The organism is Duganella sp. GW822-FHT06D06 (assembly GCF_058799615.1).
On sequence record NZ_JBXALQ010000005.1, the window covers coordinates 290,392 to 310,526 of the forward strand.

The following is a 20,135-nucleotide window of genomic DNA, read 5'->3' on the forward strand; positions in this document are numbered from 1 at the left end:
CGCATATATGATTGCAGATATATTCCTCATAGACTAACTAGCCTGCGCCCATGACTACCTACAACAACTACCCGCGCGACCTGATCGGCTACGGCCCGAAACCGCCGCACGCGCAATGGCCCAACCGCGCCCGCGTCGCCCTGCAATTCGTCCTCAACTACGAAGAGGGCGGCGAGAACAACGTGCTGCACGGCGATGCCGGATCGGAGACCTTCCTGTCCGAGATCATCGGCGCCGCCTCCTTCAGCAACCGCCACCTGAGCATGGAATCGATCTACGAGTATGGCTCGCGCGCCGGCTTGTGGCGCCTGCTGCGCATGTTCGAGGAACGCAAGCTGCCGTTGACGGTGTTCGGCGTGGCGATGGCGCTCAAGCGCCACCCGGAAGCGGTGTCCGCGTTCCAGGAGCTGGGCCATGAAATCGCCTGCCACGGCCTGCGCTGGATCTCCTATCAAAACATGGACGAAGCCACCGAGCGCGCCCACATGAAGGAAGCGGTGCAGATCATCCGCGAGCTGACCGGCAGCGCGCCGCAGGGCTGGTACACCGGTCGCGATTCGCCGCAGACCAAGCGCCTGGTGGTGGAGCACGGCGGCTTCCGCTACGACGCCGACAACTACAGCGACGACCTGCCATTCTGGCAAAAGGTCGACTACACTGATGCAGAGGGCAAGGCCTCCGTCGCGCCGCAGCTGATCGTGCCGTACACGCTGGACACCAACGACATGCGCTTCGCCGCCGCGCAAGGCTTCAACTCGGGCACGCAGTTCTTCGACTACCTGAAGGACGCCTTCGACGTCCTTTATGCCGAGGGCGACCCGGACGGACTGAATCAGCCGAAGATGCTGTCGATCGGCCTGCACTGCCGCATCGTCGGCCGCCCGGCGCGCGCGGCGGCGTTGGCGCGCTTCCTCGACTACGTGCAAAAGCACGATAATGTGTGGATCACCCGTCGCATCGATATTGCCGAACATTGGCGCAAAACCCATCCATTCGCAGCTTGAGGCCAGGATGTCAGAACCGATACGTTTTTACTTCCGTGGCGCAGTCCAGGAAATCTCCGACGCCGCACCAACGCGCACCGTGCTCCAGCATCTGCGCGAGGACCTGCATTGCACCGGCACCAAGGAAGGCTGCGCCGAAGGCGATTGCGGCGCCTGCACCGTGGTGGTCGGCAGCCTGAATGCCGACGGCCGGCTGGAAATGAAAGCCGTGAACTCCTGCATCCAGTTCGCTCCCACACTGGACGGCAAGGCGCTGTTCACCGTGGAGGACTTGCAGCAGCCGGACGGCGCGCTGCATCCGGTGCAGCAGGCGATGGTGGAATGCCATGGTTCGCAATGCGGTTTCTGCACTCCCGGTTTCGTCATGTCCCTGTGGGGCATGTACCTCGACAAGGACGGCCAGCCCGCGCAGCGCAAGGAGATCGACGATTGCCTGTCCGGTAACCTGTGCCGCTGCACCGGCTACCGTCCGATCATCGAAGCCGCGCACCGCATGACCGAACTGCCGAAAGTCGGCTTCGACCGCGCAGCGTTGACCGAACAGCTGCGCGCCTTGCAGCGCAACGCCGGCGCCAGCTACAGCGCGCGGGGCCAGACCTTCCACGCGCCGCGCACCCTGGATGAACTGGTCGCCCTGCGTGCCGCCCATCCGAAAGCCACGTTGCTGTCGGGTTCCACCGACGTCGGCCTGTGGGTCACCAAGCAGATGCGCGAACTTGCCGACATCATCTATCTCGGCCATGTCGGCGCGCTGCAAACCGTCAGCGAGGCGGACGGCATGCTGCACATCGGCGCCGGCGTGTCGCTCAACGATGCGTACGAAGCCTTGTGCCGCCTGTATCCGTCGCAATTGGGCGAGATGTGGCAGCGCTTCGCGTCGCTGCCGATCCGTAACGCCGGCACCCTGGGCGGCAACGTCGCCAACGGCTCGCCGATCGGCGATTCGATGCCGTGGATGATAGCCGTCGGCAGCGACGTGGTGCTGCGCGGCCCGGCCGGCGAGCGCGTCATGCCGCTGGAAGCGTTCTATCTCGATTATCAGAAGAAAGACATGCGGCCCGACGAATTCGTGGCCGCCGTGCGCGTGCCGCTGCCGCGCGCGGGTGTGCAGTTCCGCACCTACAAGCTGGCCAAGCGCTTCGACCAGGATATCTCGGCCGTCTGCGCCGCGTTCGCGTTCAAGCTCGATGGCGATCATATCGTCGAGGCGCGCATCGCCTTCGGCGGCATGGCCGCCACGCCGCGCCGCGCCGCCCGCGCCGAAGCTGCGTTGACGGGCCTGGTCTGGAGCGAAGCCAATCTGCGCGTGGCGATGGACATGCTGGCGCAGGACTTCGCGCCGCTGTCGGACATGCGCGCCTCCAGCACCTACCGCATGCAGACGGCGCAGAACCTGCTGCGCCGCTTCTGGTTCGAAACCCGCGCCGACGCGCCATTGGCGGCCGATGCCGTCAACGCCTTCGCCTGCCGCGCCTGAAAGGAGCCATCATGAATCAACCAGTCGCTCCCTCGCTGCTCGCCGCGCAAGCGTGGAAGGCGGTCGGCGTCGCCCGTCCGCACGAATCGGCCGAGCTGCACGTGCTCGGCCAGGCCACCTACACCGACGACATCCCCGAGCTGCAAGGCACGCTGCATGCGGCGCTGGGCCTGTCGTCCAAGGCCCATGCGCGCATCAACGCGATGGACCTGGCGCCGGTGCGCAATTCGCCCGGCGTGATGGCGGTCTACACCGCCGAAGACATCGTCGGCACCAACGATTGCGGTCCGATCATCCATGACGACCCTATCCTGAGCGCGGGCGAGGTGATGTATGTCGGCCAGCCGATCTTCATCGTCGTCGCCGACACGCACGACAACGCCCGCCGCGCCGCGCGCCGCGCCGTGATCGGCTACGACGAACTGCCGGCCATCTTCACACCGCAGGAAGCCAAGGCCGCACAATCGTATGTGCTGCCGCCGATGCAGCTCAAGCGTGGCGATTACCAGGCCGCGTTCGAGCAGGCGCCCAATGTGGTCAAGGGCCAGTTGTTTGTCGGGGGGCAGGAGCAGTTCTACCTGGAAGGCCAGATCGCCTACGCGATCCCGAAGGAAGACCACGGCATGCTGGTGCAGTGTTCAACGCAGCACCCGAGCGAGATGCAGCACGTGGTGGCGCATGCGCTGGGCGTGCATGCGCACAAGGTGCTGGTGGAGTGCCGCCGCATGGGCGGCGGTTTCGGCGGTAAGGAATCGCAATCGGCCTTGTGGGCGGCCTCCGCCAGCATCGCTGCGGCCAAGCTGCGCCGCCCGGTCAAGCTGCGCGCCGACCGTGACGACGACATGCTCGTCACCGGCAAGCGCCACTGCTTCTTCTACGAGTATGAAGTCGGCTACGACGACAGCGGCAAGATCCTCGCCGCCAAGGTCGACATGACCTTGCGTTCCGGCTTTTCGGCGGATTTGTCCGGCCCGGTGGCCACGCGCGCGGTCTGCCACTTCGATAACACCTACTACCTGTCGGACGTGGATATCCGCGCCGGCTGCGGCAAGACCAACACCCAGTCGAACACCGCTTTCCGTGGCTTTGGCGGCCCGCAGGGCGCGATCGCCATCGAATACATCGTCGATGAAATCGCCCGCAACCTGGGACGCGATGCGCTGGATATCCGCCGCCTGAATTTCTACGGCAAGACCGAGCGCAATGTCACGCCGTACGGCCAGGAAGTGGTCGACAACGTGATCGAGGCGCTGACTGCGGAGCTGGAGCAGACCAGCGAATACCGCGCCCGCCGCGCCGCTGTCGAAGCCTACAACGCCACCAGCCCGGTGCTGAAGAAAGGCCTGGCGCTGACGCCGCTGAAGTTCGGCATCGCCTTCAACGTCACGCATTTGAACCAGGCCGGCGCGCTGGTGCACGTATATGTGGACGGCTCGGTGCTGGTCAATCACGGCGGCACGGAGATGGGGCAGGGCATCAACACCAAGGTGATGCAGGTGGTGGCGCATGAGCTGGGTCTCGACCTGGATCACGTGCGCGCCACGGCCACCGACACCAGCAAGGTCGCCAACACGTCGGCGACGGCCGCCTCCACCGGTGCGGACCTGAACGGCAAGGCGGCGCAGCATGCCGCGCACACTATCCGCGAACGCCTCGCCGCCTTCGCCGTCAAGCTGTACGGCGACGAGGACGGCGTGCCGGTGCAGTTCTTCGACAACGCCGTGCATGTGAACGGCCACGTGGTGCCGTTCGCTGAACTGGTGCAGAAGGCCTACCTGGCGCGGGTGCAGCTGTGGTCCGACGGCTTCTACGCCACGCCCGGCCTGCACTGGGATCCGAAGACGATGAACGGCCATCCGTTCTCGTACTACGCCTACGGCGCCGCGGTGTCCGAGGTGGTGGTCGATACGCTCACCGGCGAATGGAAGCTGCTGCGCGCGGACGCCTTGTACGACGCCGGCCGTTCGCTCAATCCCGCCATCGACCTCGGTCAGGTGGAAGGTGCCTTCATTCAGGGCATGGGTTGGCTGACCACCGAACAGCTGTGGTGGAACCCGGCCGGCAAGCTGATGACGCACGCGCCGTCGACGTACAAGATCCCCGGCGTGTCCGACTGCCCGGAGGATTTCCGCGTGCGGCTGTTCGACAACGGCAACGTCGAGGACAGCATCCACCGCTCCAAGGCCGTCGGCGAGCCGCCGCTGCTGCTGCCGTTCTCGGTGTTCTTCGCGATCCGCGATGCGATTTCCGCCGTCGGCGGGCACCGCGTCAATCCTCCGCTGAACGCTCCGGCGACCAGCGAGGAGATCCTGCGTGCCGTGGCTGCCGTGGAAATGGCCGCCTGAGGATGTCGACATGAACGAGTGGCTGACAACTGTGATGGCGGAACCGGCGGTGCTGGTGACGGTGGCGATCGTCGAGGGCTCCGGTCCGCGCGAACCCGGCGCCCGCATGCTGGTCACGGCCGGCGGCCAGGTCGACACCATCGGCGGCGGCCACCTGGAGATGTGCGCGGTCGATGTCGGCCGCAGCATGTTGAAAAGCGCCGCCAAGGCAGGCGAGGGTGTGCACGCGCGGCTGGAGCGGTACGCGCTCGGCCCGACGCTGGGCCAGTGCTGCGGCGGCGTGGTGCACCTTGCGTTTGAACTGATCGATCCCACGCTGGCCGACGTCATGGCCAGCCTGCGCCAGCGCTGGCGCGAAGACAGCTGGCGACTCAGCGCCGTCGACGGCACGCCGGTTTCGCTGCTGCTCGATGCCGACGGCGCGGTCGTCGCCGGCGCGGGCGATGCATCCGCCGCTGTCGGTGCCGCCTTCGGTCCGGCGTTTCCCCCCATCGACCACCAGCGCGGCACCCACATCCTGCGAGATACCGCCGGTCGCCGCTGGCTGGCCGATCCCTGCCTCGCTCCGCGTGCGCATCTGCTGCTGTTTGGCGCCGGCCATGTCGGCGCGGCCATCGTCCGCATGCTGGGCGAGCTGCCATGCACCGTCACCTGGATCGACGAGCGCGAGGACATGTTCCCGTCAACGATACCGGCCAACGTCACCGTCGAAGCCACCGACGTGCCGGAAGCGCTGGTGGCCGCCGCCCCCGCCGGCGCCAGCTATCTGGTGATGACCCACAGCCATGCGCTGGACCAGAGCCTCAGCGAGGCGATCCTGGCCCGCGCGGACGTCGGCTGGTTCGGCCTGATCGGCTCCAGGACCAAGCGCGTGCAGTTCGAGCGCCGCATGGCCGCGCGCGGCCTGCCGGAACAGCGCATCGCCGCCATGGTCTGCCCGATCGGCATCGCCGGCATCACCAACAAGCTGCCCGCCGCGATTGCCGCCTCCGTCTGCGCGCAACTGCTGATGGTATGGGAAGCGCAGCAAATCGCCGCCCTCGAAACCGACGCCGTGCCTGTCACCGCAATCGTGCCGGTGCGTCTGGTCGCATCGCGCTAGAATCAGCAATCCTCTTCAGGACATCGCCATGCCTAACAACTTGCAAGCCTACCGCGGCAGCTTGCTGCACTTTGTCGCCGATCCGGCGTTCAGCGCGCAGCCGCACGAATGGCATGAAGACGGCTTGCTGATCGTCGCCGACGGCAAGGTCCAGGCGGCTGGCGACTACGCCGCGCTGCGCGCCACGCTGCCTCCCGGCGCCGAGCTGCACGACTACAGCGGCAAGCTGCTGATGCCCGGCTTTATCGACACCCACGTCCACTATCCGCAGACCGACATGATCGCCTCGCCGTCGGAAGGCCTGCTGCCCTGGCTGGAAACCTACACCTTCCCGACCGAACGCCAGTTCGAAGACCCGATCCACGCCGCCGGCGTGGCCGACTTCTTCCTCGACGAGCTGCTACGCTGCGGCACCACCACCGCCATGGTCTACTGCACCGTGCACCCGCAGTCGGTGGACGCCTTCTTCGCCGCCAGCGAGCAGCGCGGCCTGCGCATGGTGGCGGGAAAGGTGATGATGGACCGGAACTGCCCCGAGTTCCTGCGCGATACCGCCGAATCCAGCGCCCGCGACACCGAGGCGCTGATCCAGCGCTGGCACAAGCGCGGCCGCGCGCTGTACGCGATCACGCCGCGCTTCGCGCCCACCTCCACCGAGGCGCAGCTGCGACTGGCCGGCGAACTGGCGCGCGCCTATCCCGACACCTACATCCAGACTCACGTCTCCGAGAACGAGGCCGAGTGCGCGTGGGTGCGCGAGCTGTTCCCCAGTTCGCGCAGCTACATCGACGTCTACGACAGCTACGGCATGCTGCGGCCGCGCGCCATGTACGGCCACTGCATCTGGCTCAATGAAGAGGACCGCGTCCGCATGGCGCAAACGCAGTCGGCCGCCGCCATCTGTCCGACCTCCAACCTGTTCCTCGGCAGCGGCCTGTTCGACTTCGAACGCGCCGACCAGGCGGGCGTGCTGCTGTCGCTGGCGACCGACGTGGGCGGCGGCACTTCGTTCTCGATGTTGCAAACGATGAATGAAGCCTATAAAGTAGCGCGACTGAAGGGCAGCTACCTGCCGGCCTTGCGGATGTTCTACCTGGCCACCCTGGGCGCGGCCCGCAGCATGCAGCTGGAAGGCACGATCGGCAATTTCGCCGCCGGCGCCGAGGCGGATTTCATCGTGCTCGATCCGCAGGCCACGCCGCTGCTGCAACGCCGGACCGCGCGCGGCGAGAGCCTGGAAGATTTGCTGTTCGCGCTGGCCCTGCTGGGCGACGACCGCGCGGTGGCGGCGACCTATGCCGCCGGCCGCCAGGTGCACGCCCGCGTAATGACTTAATTCACATTGGAAGACACATGCAAAAAAATATCGCCAGCCTGAAGGCCGCCGCCCTTGCCGCCGCCCTGTTCTGCGCCTTGCCGCACGGCGCGCAAGCGGCCAGCAACGAAGAGATCACCAAGCGCCAGTTCGCTGCGCTGGTCTCGGGCCCGGAGCCCAAGACGGCCGAGCTGACGATGTTCCTGACCATGATGCCCAAGGGCGGCGACCTGCACCACCACTATTCGGGCGCGATCTACGCCGAGCAGTATCTGGAGTGGGTGGACAAGGAAGGCTATTGCGTCAACAAGGCCACCTACCAGATCGACACCAACAAGGCCGATACCACCGCCGAGCAGGCCAAGCCGCTGGCCGACCGCGTCTGCCTGTCCGGCCAGGACGTGATGAACAATAACACCGTGCTGGCCAACCTGTTGCAGCGCTGGTCCGACAAGGACTTCAATAACCACGGCGCGCTGCAATCGCCGCCGGACCGCCAGTTCTTCGACACCTTCGGCTACTTCAACCCGGTGGCCTCGACCAATGCGGCCGACGGACTGCGTCGCCTGAAGCAGCGCGCCATCCAGGAAAACCTGGGCTACATCGAGACCATCTACGAGATCGCGCCGATGGCGCAAGACGCCGCGTTCGACCAGAAGGCCGCCGCCGGCGGCATCGCCGACGCCGACCTGGCTGCCTACGCCGCCGCGCTGGACACCAACGGCGCGTTCCAGAGCTGGATCAGCGCCTACCTGCAAAACGTCGACACCGCCGGCGCCGACATCGACGACGCCAACTTCACGCTGCGCTACCAGCCGTTCGCGCTGCGCTTCCTGACGCCGTCGCAGGTGTTTTCGCAGATGGTGTCGAGCTTCAAGCTGGCGCTGTCGAACCCGAAGATCGTCGGCGTCAACATCGTCGGCCAGGAGAGCGTCAACGTCTCGATGCGCGACTATGCGCTGCACATGCAGATGTACAAATTCCTGAAGTCGAAGCATCCGGGCGTGAAACTGGCGCTGCACGCGGGTGAGTTGGCGCTGGGCGTGGTGCCGCCGGAAGGCCTGACCTTCCACATCAAGGACGCCATCGACGTCGCCGGCGCCAGCCGCATCGGCCACGGCATCGACATCGCCCACGAGACCGATTCGCTGGCGATCATGAAAAAAATGCGCGACCAGCAGATCGCCGTCGAGGTCAACCTGACCAGCAACCAGTTCATCCTGGGCGTCAAAGGCGAGGCCCACCCGGTCACCCTGTACCGCAAATACGGCGTGCCGTTCGTGCTGTCGACCGACGATGCCGGTGTTTCGCGCAACAACCTGTCCGGCGAATACGTGCTGTACGCGGCCCGTTACAAGCCGGACTACGCCGAGATCAAGAAACTGTCCTATGACAGCATCCGCTACTCCTTCCTGGCTGATGTCGATAAACAACGTTTAAAGAAGGCATTGGACGGCAAATTCGCCAAATTCGAGGCCGCCATCGCCGCCGCGCCGGTCGTCAAGGGCCGCTGAGCAAACATCCACGGCCGCTCCCGGCCGGCCGTGGATGTTGCGCTGCCGCGACGTGAGTATTAGTGTTACAAATCTAAATTCCCCTTCGGGCCGCTTGCCGGGCGGCTTGTCATCTTTGCCATACTTTACTGAAGTGTGGCAACATTGCGACAAAACCAGCTAGTCACGCACCGGATTTGCGCATTTCCCGAGTGAAAATATTTCAAGTGGTGTATGGGCCACTATAATGCTCCCCTTAAAGTTGCCGCTCCGCTTACAGAGTGGAACCTGCGCGGTTCAGCGCCCCATTTATATCGCTTTTGTATAAATTCCTAAAGTAAATCGTATTTGTCACACATTTTTTGCTGATGCATAGTTGTTTGAGATGCTTCAATGCTGCCAACTTTGTTGGGGTTTTGAGGGTGTTGCATGCAAATGTCAGTCAGGCAAGATCATGACATTCCGATCAACTGACCACTTGTCATGTTGATGAAATATTTACTGGTTACAATTTTGTGATGTCATGGGCACATTGTGTCAAGAATGTGACCGCAGGCCATAAGCCCGCCCGGTCCAGAGGCATCGTAGAACACAATAAATTTTTTTACATAAACTGGGAGTTCCCTTAATGCAATCCGCCGTTAAACACAATCCGACGCTACGTCTGAGCCTGGTCGCTCTGGCCTGCCAGATGGTCTGCATGGGTGCCGCGTTCGCACAGTCCGACGCCGCCCCTGCCGCCAAGCCAGTCACCGAAACCGTGACCATCACCGGCCGTAAAGTCGGTATGGGCCTGATGGTGCAGGAAGATGTGCCAAAAGCACGTTCGACCGTTACCGCCGAGGAACTGGCGAAACAGCGTCCTACCGGTAACGCCTACGACGCCCTGGCCCTGCTGCCGGCGGTGAACACCTACAGCTACGACGCGACCGGCCTGTTCGGCGGCGGTCTGACCCTGCGCGGCTTCAACAGCGACCAGATCGGTGCGACCATTAACGGCGTTCCAGTGAACGACTCGGGCAACTTCGCCGTGTTCCCACAAGAATACGTCGACCAGGAAAACACTTGCACCACCTTCGTGACCCAGGGTTCGACCGACGTCGACTCCCCGCAAGTTGGCGCCACCGGCGGCAACTTCGGCATCACCACCTGCGAGCCAGAAGACAAGCAGCGTTTCCGCATCGCCCAGACCCTGGGTACGCTGAGCATGTTCAAAACCTATCTGCGCTACGACACCGGCCGCTTCTGGGACAACAAGGCCAAGGTCTTCGTCTCGGTATCGCAGGCCAAGTCGGACAAGTGGAAAGGCGCCGGCGAAGCCAATCGCAAGCACATGGATATCGGCTTCAACTACGACTGGGATCGCTTCAACTACATCCACGGTACCGTGTTGTATAACCGCGCCGTCAACAACAACTTCAGCACTTTCAACCTGGCTGACCTGGCTAAGAACGGCTACCACTACGACTACAGCACCAAGTTCATCGGCCATGCCGCGCCTAGCCCAGGCAAGGCAGTCAGCGATCCGGCACAGAACAACGCCGACTCCTTCTACAAGCTGGCGCTGAACCCGTTCGAGAACGTGATCGCTTCGGCCACGGCCAAGTTCCGCATCGGCGAAAACACCGACATCAAGTTCCTGCCTTACTTCTGGTACGGCTACGGCACCGGCGGCGTGCAGCAGAAGCTGCAACAGGAAAATGCCTTCCTGAACCCTGCCACCGGCAAATTCGTCGGCCAGGACTTGAACGGCGACGGCGACACCCTGGACAAAGTCTGGATGTACAGCGGTTCGATCACCCGTACCCAGCGTCCGGGCGCTTCGGTTTCCGTGACCCACAACTGGGAGAACCACCAGATCCTGGGTGGCTTCTGGTATGAGCGCGCGACCCACAGGCAAACCGGTCCGATGGAAAAAATCGGCGCCAACGGCGAGCCTACCGACATCTGGCTGCGCGAAGGCCTGGTCACCCGTCCTGACGGTTCGCTGTACGAATCGCGCGACTGGAAGAGCATCTCGACCGCCTTCCAGGCGTTCATCCAGGACACCGCCACCTTCATGGACGACAAGCTGACCGTCAACGTAGGCCTGCGCACCCCGCACGTCAAACGCGACTTCAGCAACTACGCCAACGAAGGCAGCAGCCAGACTGCGCCGAACTCGGGCGTGACCTACCGTTACAACAAGACCTACTCGACCGTGCTGCCACAGTTGGGCCTGCGTTATCGCATCACCAACGACGACCAGCTGTTCGCCAGCCTGGCCAAGAACATGAAGGCGCCACCTAACTTCGTGTACTCGACCGCCAACGGCAACCTGTCGCTGATCAACGGTCAGCCGACCCTGCTGGGCGACGTGCGTCAAGAAACCTCGATGAACCTGGACATGGGCTACCGTCACCAGACGAGCGCCATCACCACCCAGGCCACCATCTTCTTCAGCGACTTCAAGGATCGCCAGGCCACCGCCTTCGACCCGAACTCGCAAACCTCCACGCTGACCAACGTCGGCAAGGTGAAGAACAAGGGCTTCGAAATTGAAGCGGGTAACACCCCGGTCAACGGCTGGTCGTTCTACGCTTCGCTGGGTTACAGCAGCAGCGAGATCAAGGAAAACCTGCAAGCCGGCAAGGGCATCTACCTGCCGACCAAGGGCAACCAGTTCCCACTGACCCCGAAATGGAAAGGCGGCCTGTCGGCTTCGTATGAGACCAACAGCTGGTACACCCGTCTGAAAGCCAAAGTCACCAGCACCCAGCAGGCGACCCTGGCCAACGACGAACTGGTTCCTGGCTACACCACCGTCGACTTCGACGCTGGCTACCAGTTCCCAAGCGGCCAGTTCTTCAAGAATCCGAAGCTGACCCTGAACGTGTCGAACCTGCTGGATCGCGAATACCGCAATCCATCGTCGCAGTCGGTGACCAACGCCACAGCCTTCCCAGGCGTGACCGCGAAGGGCGTGTTCTACTACCTGGGCGCGCCACGCGCTGTGTCGGCCACGATGCGCGTCGACTTCTAAGTTAAGATACCGGTCTGGCGCGCGCACTCTCGCGTGCATGCCAGACCTGATCTGACTGGCAGGCCTTCGGGCCTGTTGTCGTTTTCGGGCCGGATTGTTACTCGATCCGGCCATATGCGAGCGCCGCGCGCGACGTTCGCATATGGCCGCCGCCATCAGGGCGGCTGCCGAATTCGGAGTAACGTTAGATGAGCAAGTTTCCCCTGCCGGCGCGCGCGCTGCGGCCCGTGCTGGCGTGCTGCGCGGCGCTGTTCCTGTCTTCCTGCGCCTGGTTCAAGCCGGCGCTGCCGCCCGGCGTGGCGCAAGTCGAACTGGTCACGCTGAACGATTTCCACGGCAATATCGAAGCGAGCAAATACGTGCTCGACAGCGCTTATGCTTCCGGCGCGCGCACCGTCGTCGCCGGCGGCATCGACACCCTGGGCGCGGCGCTGCAAGCGTGGCGCAAGCAGGATCCCGAGCTGCTGCTGGTCGGCGCCGGCGACCTGATCGGCGCCAGTCCGGCGATTTCGTCGATGTGGGCCGACGAGCCCACCATCGGCGCGATGGACTTGCTGGGCCTGCGCGCCAGCTCGGTCGGCAACCATGAATTCGACGCCGGCCGCGTCGAGCTGCTGCGCCAGCAGCAAGGCGGCTGCAAGTCGCCGCGCGCCGACAAGGCCTGCAAATTCGAGCACCCCTACGGCGGCGCGCGGTTCCAGTACCTGGCCGCCAACGTCATCGACATGGTGACCAAAAAGCCGCTGCTGCCGGCCTACAAGATCGAACAGGCGCACGGCGTCAAGATCGGCTTCATCGGCGCGGTGCTGCGCGACGCTCCCGAGAAGGCGCCGGCCTCCGGCATCGCCGGCCTGGATTTCGTCGACGAGGCGGACGCCATCAATCGCCAGCTGCCGGAGCTGCGCAAGCAGGGCGTGGGCGTGTTCGTGGTGCTGATCCACCAGGGCGGACGCACCAGCGACAAATTCGACCAGCAGGAATGCGGCAATCTGGGCGGCCCGATCGTCGACGTGGTCAAGCGCCTCGATCCGGCGATCCGGCTGGTGATCAGCGGCCACTCGCACCGCGGCTACCTGTGCCGCGTGGACGGCCGCCTGGTGACGCAGTCCGACATGGGCGGCCACGTGATGTCGCGCATCCGCCTCACCGTCGATACCGCCAGCAACACGCTGCGCGATGTCAGCGCCAGGCAGGAAGTGATGATCCCCGGTACCTGGCCGGCCAATCCGGCGCTGGACGCCTACCTGAAAAAAGTCCGCGACCGCAGCGCCAGTGCGCTGGCGCGTCCGGTGGCGGCGCTGGCCGTGCCGACCGTGCCGCGCGAAAAGCAGGACGACGGCGAATCGGCATTGGGTGACCTGGTCACCGACGCCACGCTGGCGGCGGGCCGCCCTTACGGCGCGCAGATCGCCTTCGTCAACAACGGCTCGCTGCGGCATGATCTCGACACCAACGCCGGCAACCGCGTCAACGTCGGCCAGCTGCTGGCGGCGCTGCCGTACACGAATTCGCTGGTGGTGATGAACCTGCGCGGCTCGCAGATCCGCGAACTGCTGGAGCAGCAATGGAGCGGCGGCCGCGATATCACGCGCGGCCTGCTGCAGGTGTCGGATGGTTTCAGCTACGCCTGGGACCCGCGCCGCGGCGAAGGCGGCAAAGTGCTGCCCGACAGCCTGAAGCTGAACGGCCTGCCGATCGAGAACGGCACCGTCTACCGGGTGGTGGTCAATAACTTCCTGGCCGAAGGCGGGGATGCCTTCCCGACCTTCACGCTGGGCAGCAACCGCGCCGAGACCAATATCCGCGACATCGACGCCCTGACCGATTACCTGACCCAGCGCGAGCAGTTTGGCAAGCCGGCCGGCCGTAGCGAAACACAGGGCCGCATCAAGCGCCTGCAACAACCTTAGGAGTCACCATGCGTCGCGTTCTACTTTCCGTTTTGCTGCCAGCCCTGCTGGCGTCGGCCGTCCCTGCGCGCGCCGAGTTTTCGATCCCCGGTTTTGAACTGGTGCAGACCGCGCCGGTGGAAACGCCGCTGCACAGCAGCGACCTGCGCGACGCCGCCACCGTTTGGAGCGAGTTGTTCGACGGCGCCAAAAGCGAGATCGTGCTGGGCCAGTTCTACGTGGTCGGTCGCGAGGGCAGCGTCTTCAACAAAGTGGTGGAGCGCCTGGCGGCCGCCGGCAAGCGCGGTGTCAAGATCCGCTTCCTGCTGGACCAGAAGGGCGTGGGCCTGTCGGACAAGGGCACCATCGAGCAGCTCAAGGCGATCCCGAACCTGGAACTGCGCATCATCGATTTCAACAAGCTGACCGGCAACGGCATCCTGCACGCCAAGTACCTGGTGGTGGACGGCGCCATCGCCTACATCGGCAGCCAGAACTTCGACTGGCGCTCGTTCGAGCATATCCACGAGACCGGCCTGCGCATCACCGATGCCAAGATCGTCAGCCAGGTGCAGGCGGTGTTCAACCAGGACTGGCGCGCGCAGGCGATCGCCGCGCAGGGCCAGGTGGCGCCGGCGCTGAACGCCAAGGCGACCACGCCGGACATTCATCAAAGCGCCTTCCTGCTGTCCAGCCCTAACCAGTTCAACCCGGCCGGCGTCGGCGATTCCGAGGCGGGCCTGCCGGCGCTGCTGGCCGAGGCCAAGAGCGAGGTGCGGGTGCAACTGCTGGACTACGCGCCGCTGAGCTATGGCCCGAAAGGCACGCGTCCCTACTACGCCGTGATCGACAACGCGGTGCGCGCCGCCGCCAACCGCGGCGTCAAGATCAAGCTGATGGTGTCGAACTGGAACCTGGAGGAACTGCCGCAGGTCTACCTGAAAAGCCTGGCCGTGCTGCCTAATGTCGAGATCCGCGTGGTCACGCTGCCGACCGCCAGCAGCGGCTTCATTCCGTTCGCGCGCGTCATCCACAGCAAGACCATGGTGATCGACAACCAGGTGGCCTGGGTCGGCACCAGCAACTGGAGCGGCGGCTACTTCGATTTGTCGCGCAACCTGGAAGTGGTGATGCGCAACGAGAAGATGGCGCAGCGCCTGGTGGCGCTGCACGAACAGACCTGGAGCTCGCCATATGCGCAGCCGCTGGACATCAACAAAAAATACGCCAAACCGGCCAAGGGCAGTCCTGAATGAACAAGCTTGCTTTAACCGTGGCGCTGAGTGGCGCCTTCATCTCCTTCAACGCCCACGCATGGGGCAATGACGGCCACCGCGCCGTCGGCGCCATCGCCGACCAGCTGATCCAGGGCAGCAACGCCGAACAGCGCGTGAAGGCCTTGCTGCTGCCGGGCGAGAGCCTGGAAAAAGTCTCGATCTGGGCCGACTGCGTCAAGGGCACCTATTGCGGACCGCAGAGCGACGAGATGGTGGCCTACGTGGCGGCCAACCCGCAGCACAGCGAGTACCACTACACCGACGTGCCGTTCCAGAACGCGCACTACCACGATCACGACGCCGGCACCGCCGACAACGATATCGTGCAGACGCTCAAGCAGTGCATCGCCACCTTGCAGGGCAAGGGCGACAAGATCAGCAACCCGCACGGCTTCACGCCGCGCCAGGCGCTGCTGATCCTGACCCATTTGGCTGGCGACGTGGTGCAGCCGCTGCACGTGGGCGCGGCGTTCGTGGACAAGAACGGCGCCTTCGTGGTGCCGCAGAAGCAGGCGCAGATCGACGCGGTCAATATGTTCGACGCGCGCGGCGGCAACAACCTGCTGCTGGACGATATCAAATTGAACGCCAACAGCGCCAAGCTGATCCCGGCCGCGCCGGCTGGCGCGCCGGATACGCCGCCGCGCGCGCCGCAGACCACGCGTCCCTTCCATTCGTATTGGGACACCACGGTGGTCAACTATGTCTTCCGTCGCGTCGGCGCGCGCTCGCCGCAGGAGTTTGCGCAGTTGGCCATCGCCGGCAAGCCAGCGGTGGTCGTCAACAGCGGCGATGCTATCAGCTGGCCGTATGCCTGGGCCGACCAGTCGCTGGCCGTGGCCAAGCTGGCGCATGCCGGCGTGACGGCTGGCGCCATCGGCCAGCAGACCAGCAAGACCGGCGAAGTTTACAACGTGTGGGCGCTGACGGTGCCGGACGATTATCCGGTTCCCAGTTCGGCCGCCGCCAAGGTGCAGCTGATCCAGGGCGGCTATAACCTGGCCGCCGTGCTCAAGGCGATCTGGCCGTAAGGGCTGTTATTTGCCGGTGAGGGGATTGAACCACAGTTCGCCGCGCGCCAGCGGCGTCTGTGGTGTCAGCTTGGGATTGGCGAGATTGATCACGCGGCGCTTGTGCATGGCCGTGTTCTTGATCAAGTCCGCCTTGTAGCGCTGAAACAACGTGTTCAGCGTGCCATCCTTGATCATCATCTCCATGCCGGTCTCGATGCGCTTGGCCAGCAGCCTGCCCTCGGCGTCGCGCCGCAGGAAGAAATAGCGCGGCAGCGGATAGTGCAGCAGCAGCGTTTGTTCCACCGCCATCTGTGGGTGCGAGGCGCCGCGCTCCTGGAATTCGCGCAGCGCTTCGTCGGCGGAGCGCGAATAGAAATCGAAACGTTTCGCTTCCAGCATGGCGAACAGGCCGTCGTAGCTGCTGCCTTCCACCACCGGCACGCCGGCTTTTTCGAAGATGGGAATGTCGGCCCAGCCCTGGCCCAGGCCGGCGCGCAGGCGGCGCAGGTCGGCGACGGTCTTGACGCCGGCGAAGCGCGGCTGGTCGGCGCCGCGTATCAGCAGCAGCCGGTAGCCCAGCAGGCCGCGGTCGACCGGCAGGCGCACCGGCAGGAATTCGCGTTCCAGCTCGGGCGAGGTGGCGCGCACGAAGATGTTGATGCGTCCCGACGGCGACGACATCTCCTGCACCACGCGCGGCGGCGACATCGCCACCTTGGACTGGTGCTGTTCGAATACGCCGTAGCGCGGCGCGGTCTTTTCCAGCGCCGCCCGCAGCACCGCCCAATCGTAGTCGTAGCGGCTGTCGATGCCGTCGCTGGTGAGCGGATAGGTGAGCTGGGTCGCACCCCATGCCGGAGCCGCAACCACGCAGGCCGCCAGCAGCAGCAGCGTGCCGCACGCCCCGCGCAATCGATCGCCCATGTTCCGCTTCATACTGCCTGCACCCCGTAAAACGGTTAGTGTGCCATGTACCATCGCGCGCCGCCAAATATTTCAGTACGGTTGACTTGGGCGCGGCTATCCGCCTATGCTAGAGGTGTGCTAGAACCCGGCCCAACCCCCGCCGCCCCATCAGGTCACTACCTGTTCCATAACGCAGTCGGAGGTGTCGAAGTATGAAGCATGCATTTTGCATAAGCATTGCCAGCGCGCTGGCTTTCGCGGCCACAGCGCCGGCGCTGGCCCAGAGCGCGGCCGATCCGGCGCCGCCCGCAGCGTCGCCATTCACCGCCAACGTCACGCTGGCATCGCAATATATCTCGCGCGGTTTCCGCCAGACCTGGGGCAAGCCCGCGCTGCAAGGCGGTTTCGATTACGCCGGGCCGAACGGCTTTTCCGCCGGCACCTGGCTGTCCAACGTCAGCAACCGCTTCGTCGAAAACGGCTCGCTGGAATGGGACATGTACGGCGCCTATGGCGGCGCGGCCGGCGATGTCGGCTACAGCGCCGGCCTCTATTACTACAAATATCCGGGCGCCGAGATCCGCGCCACCCGCACCACCTACGACTACGCCGAACTGGCGCTGGGGCTGACCTACAAGTTCGCCTACGCCAAGTACAACTACACGGTGAGCAAGGAATTCTTCGGCATCGAAAATGCGCGCGGCACCGGCTACCTTGATCTGGGCGCCAACGTGGAACTGGGCGACGGCTACACGCTCAACCTGCACTTCGGCCATGGGCGCGTCGCCAACAACAGCATGTGGAGCTGGCGCGATTACAAGGCCGGTGTGACCAAGGCGCTGGCGCCGGGATGGGCGGTTTCGGCGGCCTACACCAAGGCGCACGGCAAGACCGGCGCCTACGACAACTACACGCTGGGCATACCCAATTCCGCCGGCGCGATCGAGACGTCGAATCCCGCCGACGCCACGCTGGTGCTGGCGTTGACGCGAACGTTCTGATTCTTTTCCCCGGGCCTTACATGACCACTGCCTTTTCGACTTCCTCCTCCTCGCCGACGCCGCGTTCGCGCTTCGGCATCTCCCTGTCATTGAACGGCAAGATCTGCGCGGCGGCCACCGCGCTGGTGGTGCTCAGCCTCGCCGTGACGGCCACCGTCATCGGCATCCGCAGCAGCGCCAGCGCCGAAGCGGCGGCGATGAACCTGGCCCGCACCTCGGCCCGCGAGGTGGCGGGCGCGCTGCAGGCGCGCATCGTCGGCAATTTGTCGGCGGTGGTCAACCTGGGCGGCGCCATGCGCGGCACGCGCGCCGCCGACCAGGCGCTCACGCGCGACCAGATCAACGAGATGGTCAAGGCCACGCTGCTTGGATCGGAAGACCTGATCGGCGCCGCCGTCACGTGGGAGCCGAATGCGCTGGACGGCAAGGATGCGGACTTCGCCGGCAAGCTGCCGCTGTACGACGCCACCGGCCGCTACATGCCTTACTGGACCCGCGCCAGCGGCGGCGGCACCCACGTCGAGCCGATCGTGTTCGACAGTGCGCCGGGCGCCAACGACTGGTACGACATCCCCAAGCGCACCGGCAAGGTGTTCTTCACCGAGCCATACATCTATCCGGTGGACGGCAAGCCGACGCTGATGGCGTCGCTGGTGGCGCCGATTATGATCGAAGGTAAATTCCAGGGCACGGCCAGCGCCGACTTCATGCTGACGCGCCTGACCAGGATACTCACCGAATTGAAAGTGATCGACGGCGCCAGGCTGAGTCTTATCTCCAATGGCGGCCTGTACGCCAGCAATCCCGTCGCCGAAAAGCTGGGCAAGAAGGCCGACGATGTGCCGGCCGCCGGCCTCGATCGCGTGCGCCAGGGACAGGCTTATGAATACGAAGAGCAGGGCCAGGTGCATTTGCTGCAACCGCTGTTCATCCACGGCGAAACCGGTCCGTGGTCGGTGCAGCTGACCTTCCCGAAAAGCGTGGCGCTGGCGCCGGCGCGCGAGCTGCTGCTATACACGCTGATCGTGTCGCTGGTGTGCGCGGTGGCGACGGCGCTGGTGTTGATCACGGTGTTGTTCCGCCTGACCGCGCCTTTGCGCACGCTGGCTTCGCGCATGACGGCGCTGTCCAGCGGCGATGCGGACCTGAGCGTGAAGCTGGAGGTGAACGGCAACGACGAGCTGGCGGTGATCGGCAACGGCTTCAATCAATTCGTCGGCAATATCCACGACGTGCTGGTGCAGGTGAGCGCCAGCGCGGAGAACGTGGCGCGCGGCAGCGCCGAGATCTCGCACGGCAATAGCGACCTGTCGGCGCGCACCGAGCAGCAGGCCAGCGCGCTGGAGGAAACCGCGGCGTCGGTCGAGGAGCTGACCAGCACCGTCAAGGAGAATGCGGAGAACGCGCGCCAGGCCAACCAGCTGGCCGGGTCGGCGTCGGATGTGGCGCAGCGCAGCGGTGAGGTGGTGTCGCAAGTGGTGGCGACGATGGCGTCGATTAACGATTCGTCCAACAAGATCGTCGACATCATCAGCGTCATCGACGGTATCGCCTTCCAGACCAATATCCTGGCGTTGAACGCGGCGGTGGAAGCCGCACGGGCCGGCGAGCAGGGACGCGGCTTTGCGGTGGTGGCGTCCGAAGTGCGCAACCTGGCGCAGCGCAGCGCGGCGGCGGCCAAGGAGATCAAGACGCTGATCAACGATTCGGTCAGCAAGGTGGCCGATGGCAGCCGGCTGGTGGATGAAGCGGGGAGCACGATGGAGGAGGTGGTATCGAGCGTGCGCCGCGTGACCGCGATCATGAGCGAGATCACCGTCGCCACGGCGGAGCAGAGCGAAGGCATCTCGCAGGTCAACCAGGCCATCGTGCAGATGGACGGCGTGACGCAGCAGAACGCGGCGCTGGTGGAGGAAGCAGCGGCTGCGGCGGAGAGCTTGCAGGAACAGGCCGCGCATCTGGCGCAGGCGGTCAGCGTGTTCAAGCTGGATCGCGGCGCGGCCCCGGCGGGGCATGCGGCGCCACGAGCGCTGGCGCCTGCCGCACCTGCGCGCAAGGCGCAGACGACCGCGCCGCGCGTGGCTGCGCCTGCTGTCCGCCCGCCAGCGCCTCAGCGCGTGGCCATCGCCAAGTCCAAGTCGACCTCCAAGGCCGACAGCGAGTGGGAGGAGTTCTAGTCAACGTACCGCAGGTCGGGCGCTTTGGTATCGTGGCGGAGCCCCAGCGACAAAGCGCCCGGCGCGCAAGGGGATAGCTGATACATTTGCAAAATTATAAATGTTCGGAGATCT

Annotated in this window: 13 protein-coding genes; 12 read left to right on the top strand and 1 reads right to left on the bottom strand. The window is 64.7% G+C overall.

The window, feature by feature from the left end:
* Positions 1 to 50 precede the first annotated feature (50 nt).
* The 10 genes from puuE (at position 51) to AC1RMD_RS12060 (ending at position 15,955) form a co-directional block, all read left to right on the top strand.
* A complete protein-coding gene (puuE, locus tag AC1RMD_RS12015) occupies positions 51 to 1,004 on the top strand; it encodes an allantoinase PuuE (protein WP_492926852.1) in 954 nt (317 codons plus the stop codon).
* A gap of 7 nt (positions 1,005 to 1,011) precedes the next feature.
* Complete coding sequence (gene xdhA / locus AC1RMD_RS12020) at positions 1,012 to 2,481, top strand: xanthine dehydrogenase small subunit (protein ID WP_492926853.1); 1,470 nt, start codon at positions 1,012 to 1,014, stop codon at positions 2,479 to 2,481.
* An 11-nt stretch (positions 2,482 to 2,492) separates the two neighbouring features.
* Positions 2,493 to 4,826, top strand: coding sequence for a xanthine dehydrogenase molybdopterin binding subunit (xdhB, locus tag AC1RMD_RS12025; protein WP_492926854.1), 2,334 nt, complete (start codon positions 2,493 to 2,495; stop codon positions 4,824 to 4,826).
* A 10-nt stretch (positions 4,827 to 4,836) separates the two neighbouring features.
* Entirely contained in the window at positions 4,837 to 5,928 is a 1,092-nt protein-coding gene (gene xdhC, locus AC1RMD_RS12030; RefSeq protein WP_492926855.1) for a xanthine dehydrogenase accessory protein XdhC, read from the top strand.
* A gap of 28 nt (positions 5,929 to 5,956) precedes the next feature.
* Positions 5,957 to 7,264, top strand: coding sequence for a guanine deaminase (guaD, locus tag AC1RMD_RS12035; RefSeq protein WP_492926856.1), 1,308 nt, complete (start codon positions 5,957 to 5,959; stop codon positions 7,262 to 7,264).
* A gap of 17 nt (positions 7,265 to 7,281) precedes the next feature.
* Positions 7,282 to 8,757 carry an adenosine deaminase family protein gene (locus tag AC1RMD_RS12040; protein ID WP_492926857.1) on the top strand — a complete coding sequence of 492 codons (1,476 nt, stop codon included), beginning with the start codon at positions 7,282 to 7,284 and terminating at the stop codon, positions 8,755 to 8,757.
* A 607-nt stretch (positions 8,758 to 9,364) separates the two neighbouring features.
* Complete coding sequence (locus AC1RMD_RS12045; RefSeq protein WP_492926858.1) at positions 9,365 to 11,758, top strand: TonB-dependent receptor; 2,394 nt, start codon at positions 9,365 to 9,367, stop codon at positions 11,756 to 11,758.
* A gap of 188 nt (positions 11,759 to 11,946) precedes the next feature.
* Entirely contained in the window at positions 11,947 to 13,668 is a 1,722-nt protein-coding gene (locus AC1RMD_RS12050; RefSeq protein WP_492926859.1) for a bifunctional metallophosphatase/5'-nucleotidase, read from the top strand.
* Between the two features lie 8 nt (positions 13,669 to 13,676).
* Positions 13,677 to 14,903 carry a phospholipase D-like domain-containing protein gene (locus AC1RMD_RS12055; RefSeq protein ID WP_492926860.1) on the top strand — a complete coding sequence of 409 codons (1,227 nt, stop codon included), beginning with the start codon at positions 13,677 to 13,679 and terminating at the stop codon, positions 14,901 to 14,903.
* Positions 14,900 to 15,955, top strand: coding sequence for a S1/P1 nuclease (locus tag AC1RMD_RS12060; RefSeq protein WP_492926861.1), 1,056 nt, complete (start codon positions 14,900 to 14,902; stop codon positions 15,953 to 15,955). Before AC1RMD_RS12055 ends, AC1RMD_RS12060 begins: the two co-directional genes overlap by 4 nt.
* 6 nt (positions 15,956 to 15,961) lie before the next feature.
* Here AC1RMD_RS12060 and AC1RMD_RS12065 read toward each other — a convergent pair whose 3' ends face one another.
* Positions 15,962 to 16,861 carry a hypothetical protein gene (locus tag AC1RMD_RS12065; protein ID WP_492926862.1) on the bottom strand — a complete coding sequence of 300 codons (900 nt, stop codon included), beginning with the start codon at positions 16,859 to 16,861 and terminating at the stop codon, positions 15,962 to 15,964.
* Positions 16,862 to 17,055: 194 nt separating this feature from the next.
* On the opposite strand from AC1RMD_RS12065, the gene AC1RMD_RS12070 reads away from it, so the two are divergent.
* Together AC1RMD_RS12070 and AC1RMD_RS12075 are read left to right on the top strand one after the other, a co-directional pair.
* Entirely contained in the window at positions 17,056 to 17,844 is a 789-nt protein-coding gene (locus tag AC1RMD_RS12070) for a TorF family putative porin (RefSeq protein ID WP_492926863.1), read from the top strand.
* 20 nt (positions 17,845 to 17,864) lie between these two features.
* Positions 17,865 to 20,021, top strand: coding sequence for a methyl-accepting chemotaxis protein (locus AC1RMD_RS12075; protein ID WP_492926864.1), 2,157 nt, complete (start codon positions 17,865 to 17,867; stop codon positions 20,019 to 20,021).
* Positions 20,022 to 20,135: the final 114 nt, after the last annotated feature.

What these genes read in the sequence shown, in the direction of transcription:
- AC1RMD_RS12050 (WP_492926859.1), top strand. Translation starts at nt 11,947, where the DNA reads ATGAGCAAGTTTCCCCTGCCGGCGCGCGCGCTGCGGCCCGTGCTGGCG.
- xdhC (WP_492926855.1), top strand. Translation starts at nt 4,837, where the DNA reads ATGAACGAGTGGCTGACAACTGTGATGGCGGAACCGGCGGTGCTGGTG.
- AC1RMD_RS12040 (WP_492926857.1), top strand. Translation starts at nt 7,282, where the DNA reads ATGCAAAAAAATATCGCCAGCCTGAAGGCCGCCGCCCTTGCCGCCGCC.
- AC1RMD_RS12060 (WP_492926861.1), top strand. Translation starts at nt 14,900, where the DNA reads ATGAACAAGCTTGCTTTAACCGTGGCGCTGAGTGGCGCCTTCATCTCC.
- puuE (WP_492926852.1), top strand. Translation starts at nt 51, where the DNA reads ATGACTACCTACAACAACTACCCGCGCGACCTGATCGGCTACGGCCCG.
- AC1RMD_RS12055 (WP_492926860.1), top strand. Translation starts at nt 13,677, where the DNA reads ATGCGTCGCGTTCTACTTTCCGTTTTGCTGCCAGCCCTGCTGGCGTCG.
- AC1RMD_RS12070 (WP_492926863.1), top strand. Translation starts at nt 17,056, where the DNA reads ATGAAGCATGCATTTTGCATAAGCATTGCCAGCGCGCTGGCTTTCGCG.
- AC1RMD_RS12075 (WP_492926864.1), top strand. Translation starts at nt 17,865, where the DNA reads ATGACCACTGCCTTTTCGACTTCCTCCTCCTCGCCGACGCCGCGTTCG.
- AC1RMD_RS12065 (WP_492926862.1), bottom strand. Translation starts at nt 16,861, where the DNA reads ATGGGCGATCGATTGCGCGGGGCGTGCGGCACGCTGCTGCTGCTGGCG.
- xdhB (WP_492926854.1), top strand. Translation starts at nt 2,493, where the DNA reads ATGAATCAACCAGTCGCTCCCTCGCTGCTCGCCGCGCAAGCGTGGAAG.
- xdhA (WP_492926853.1), top strand. Translation starts at nt 1,012, where the DNA reads ATGTCAGAACCGATACGTTTTTACTTCCGTGGCGCAGTCCAGGAAATC.
- guaD (WP_492926856.1), top strand. Translation starts at nt 5,957, where the DNA reads ATGCCTAACAACTTGCAAGCCTACCGCGGCAGCTTGCTGCACTTTGTC.
- AC1RMD_RS12045 (WP_492926858.1), top strand. Translation starts at nt 9,365, where the DNA reads ATGCAATCCGCCGTTAAACACAATCCGACGCTACGTCTGAGCCTGGTC.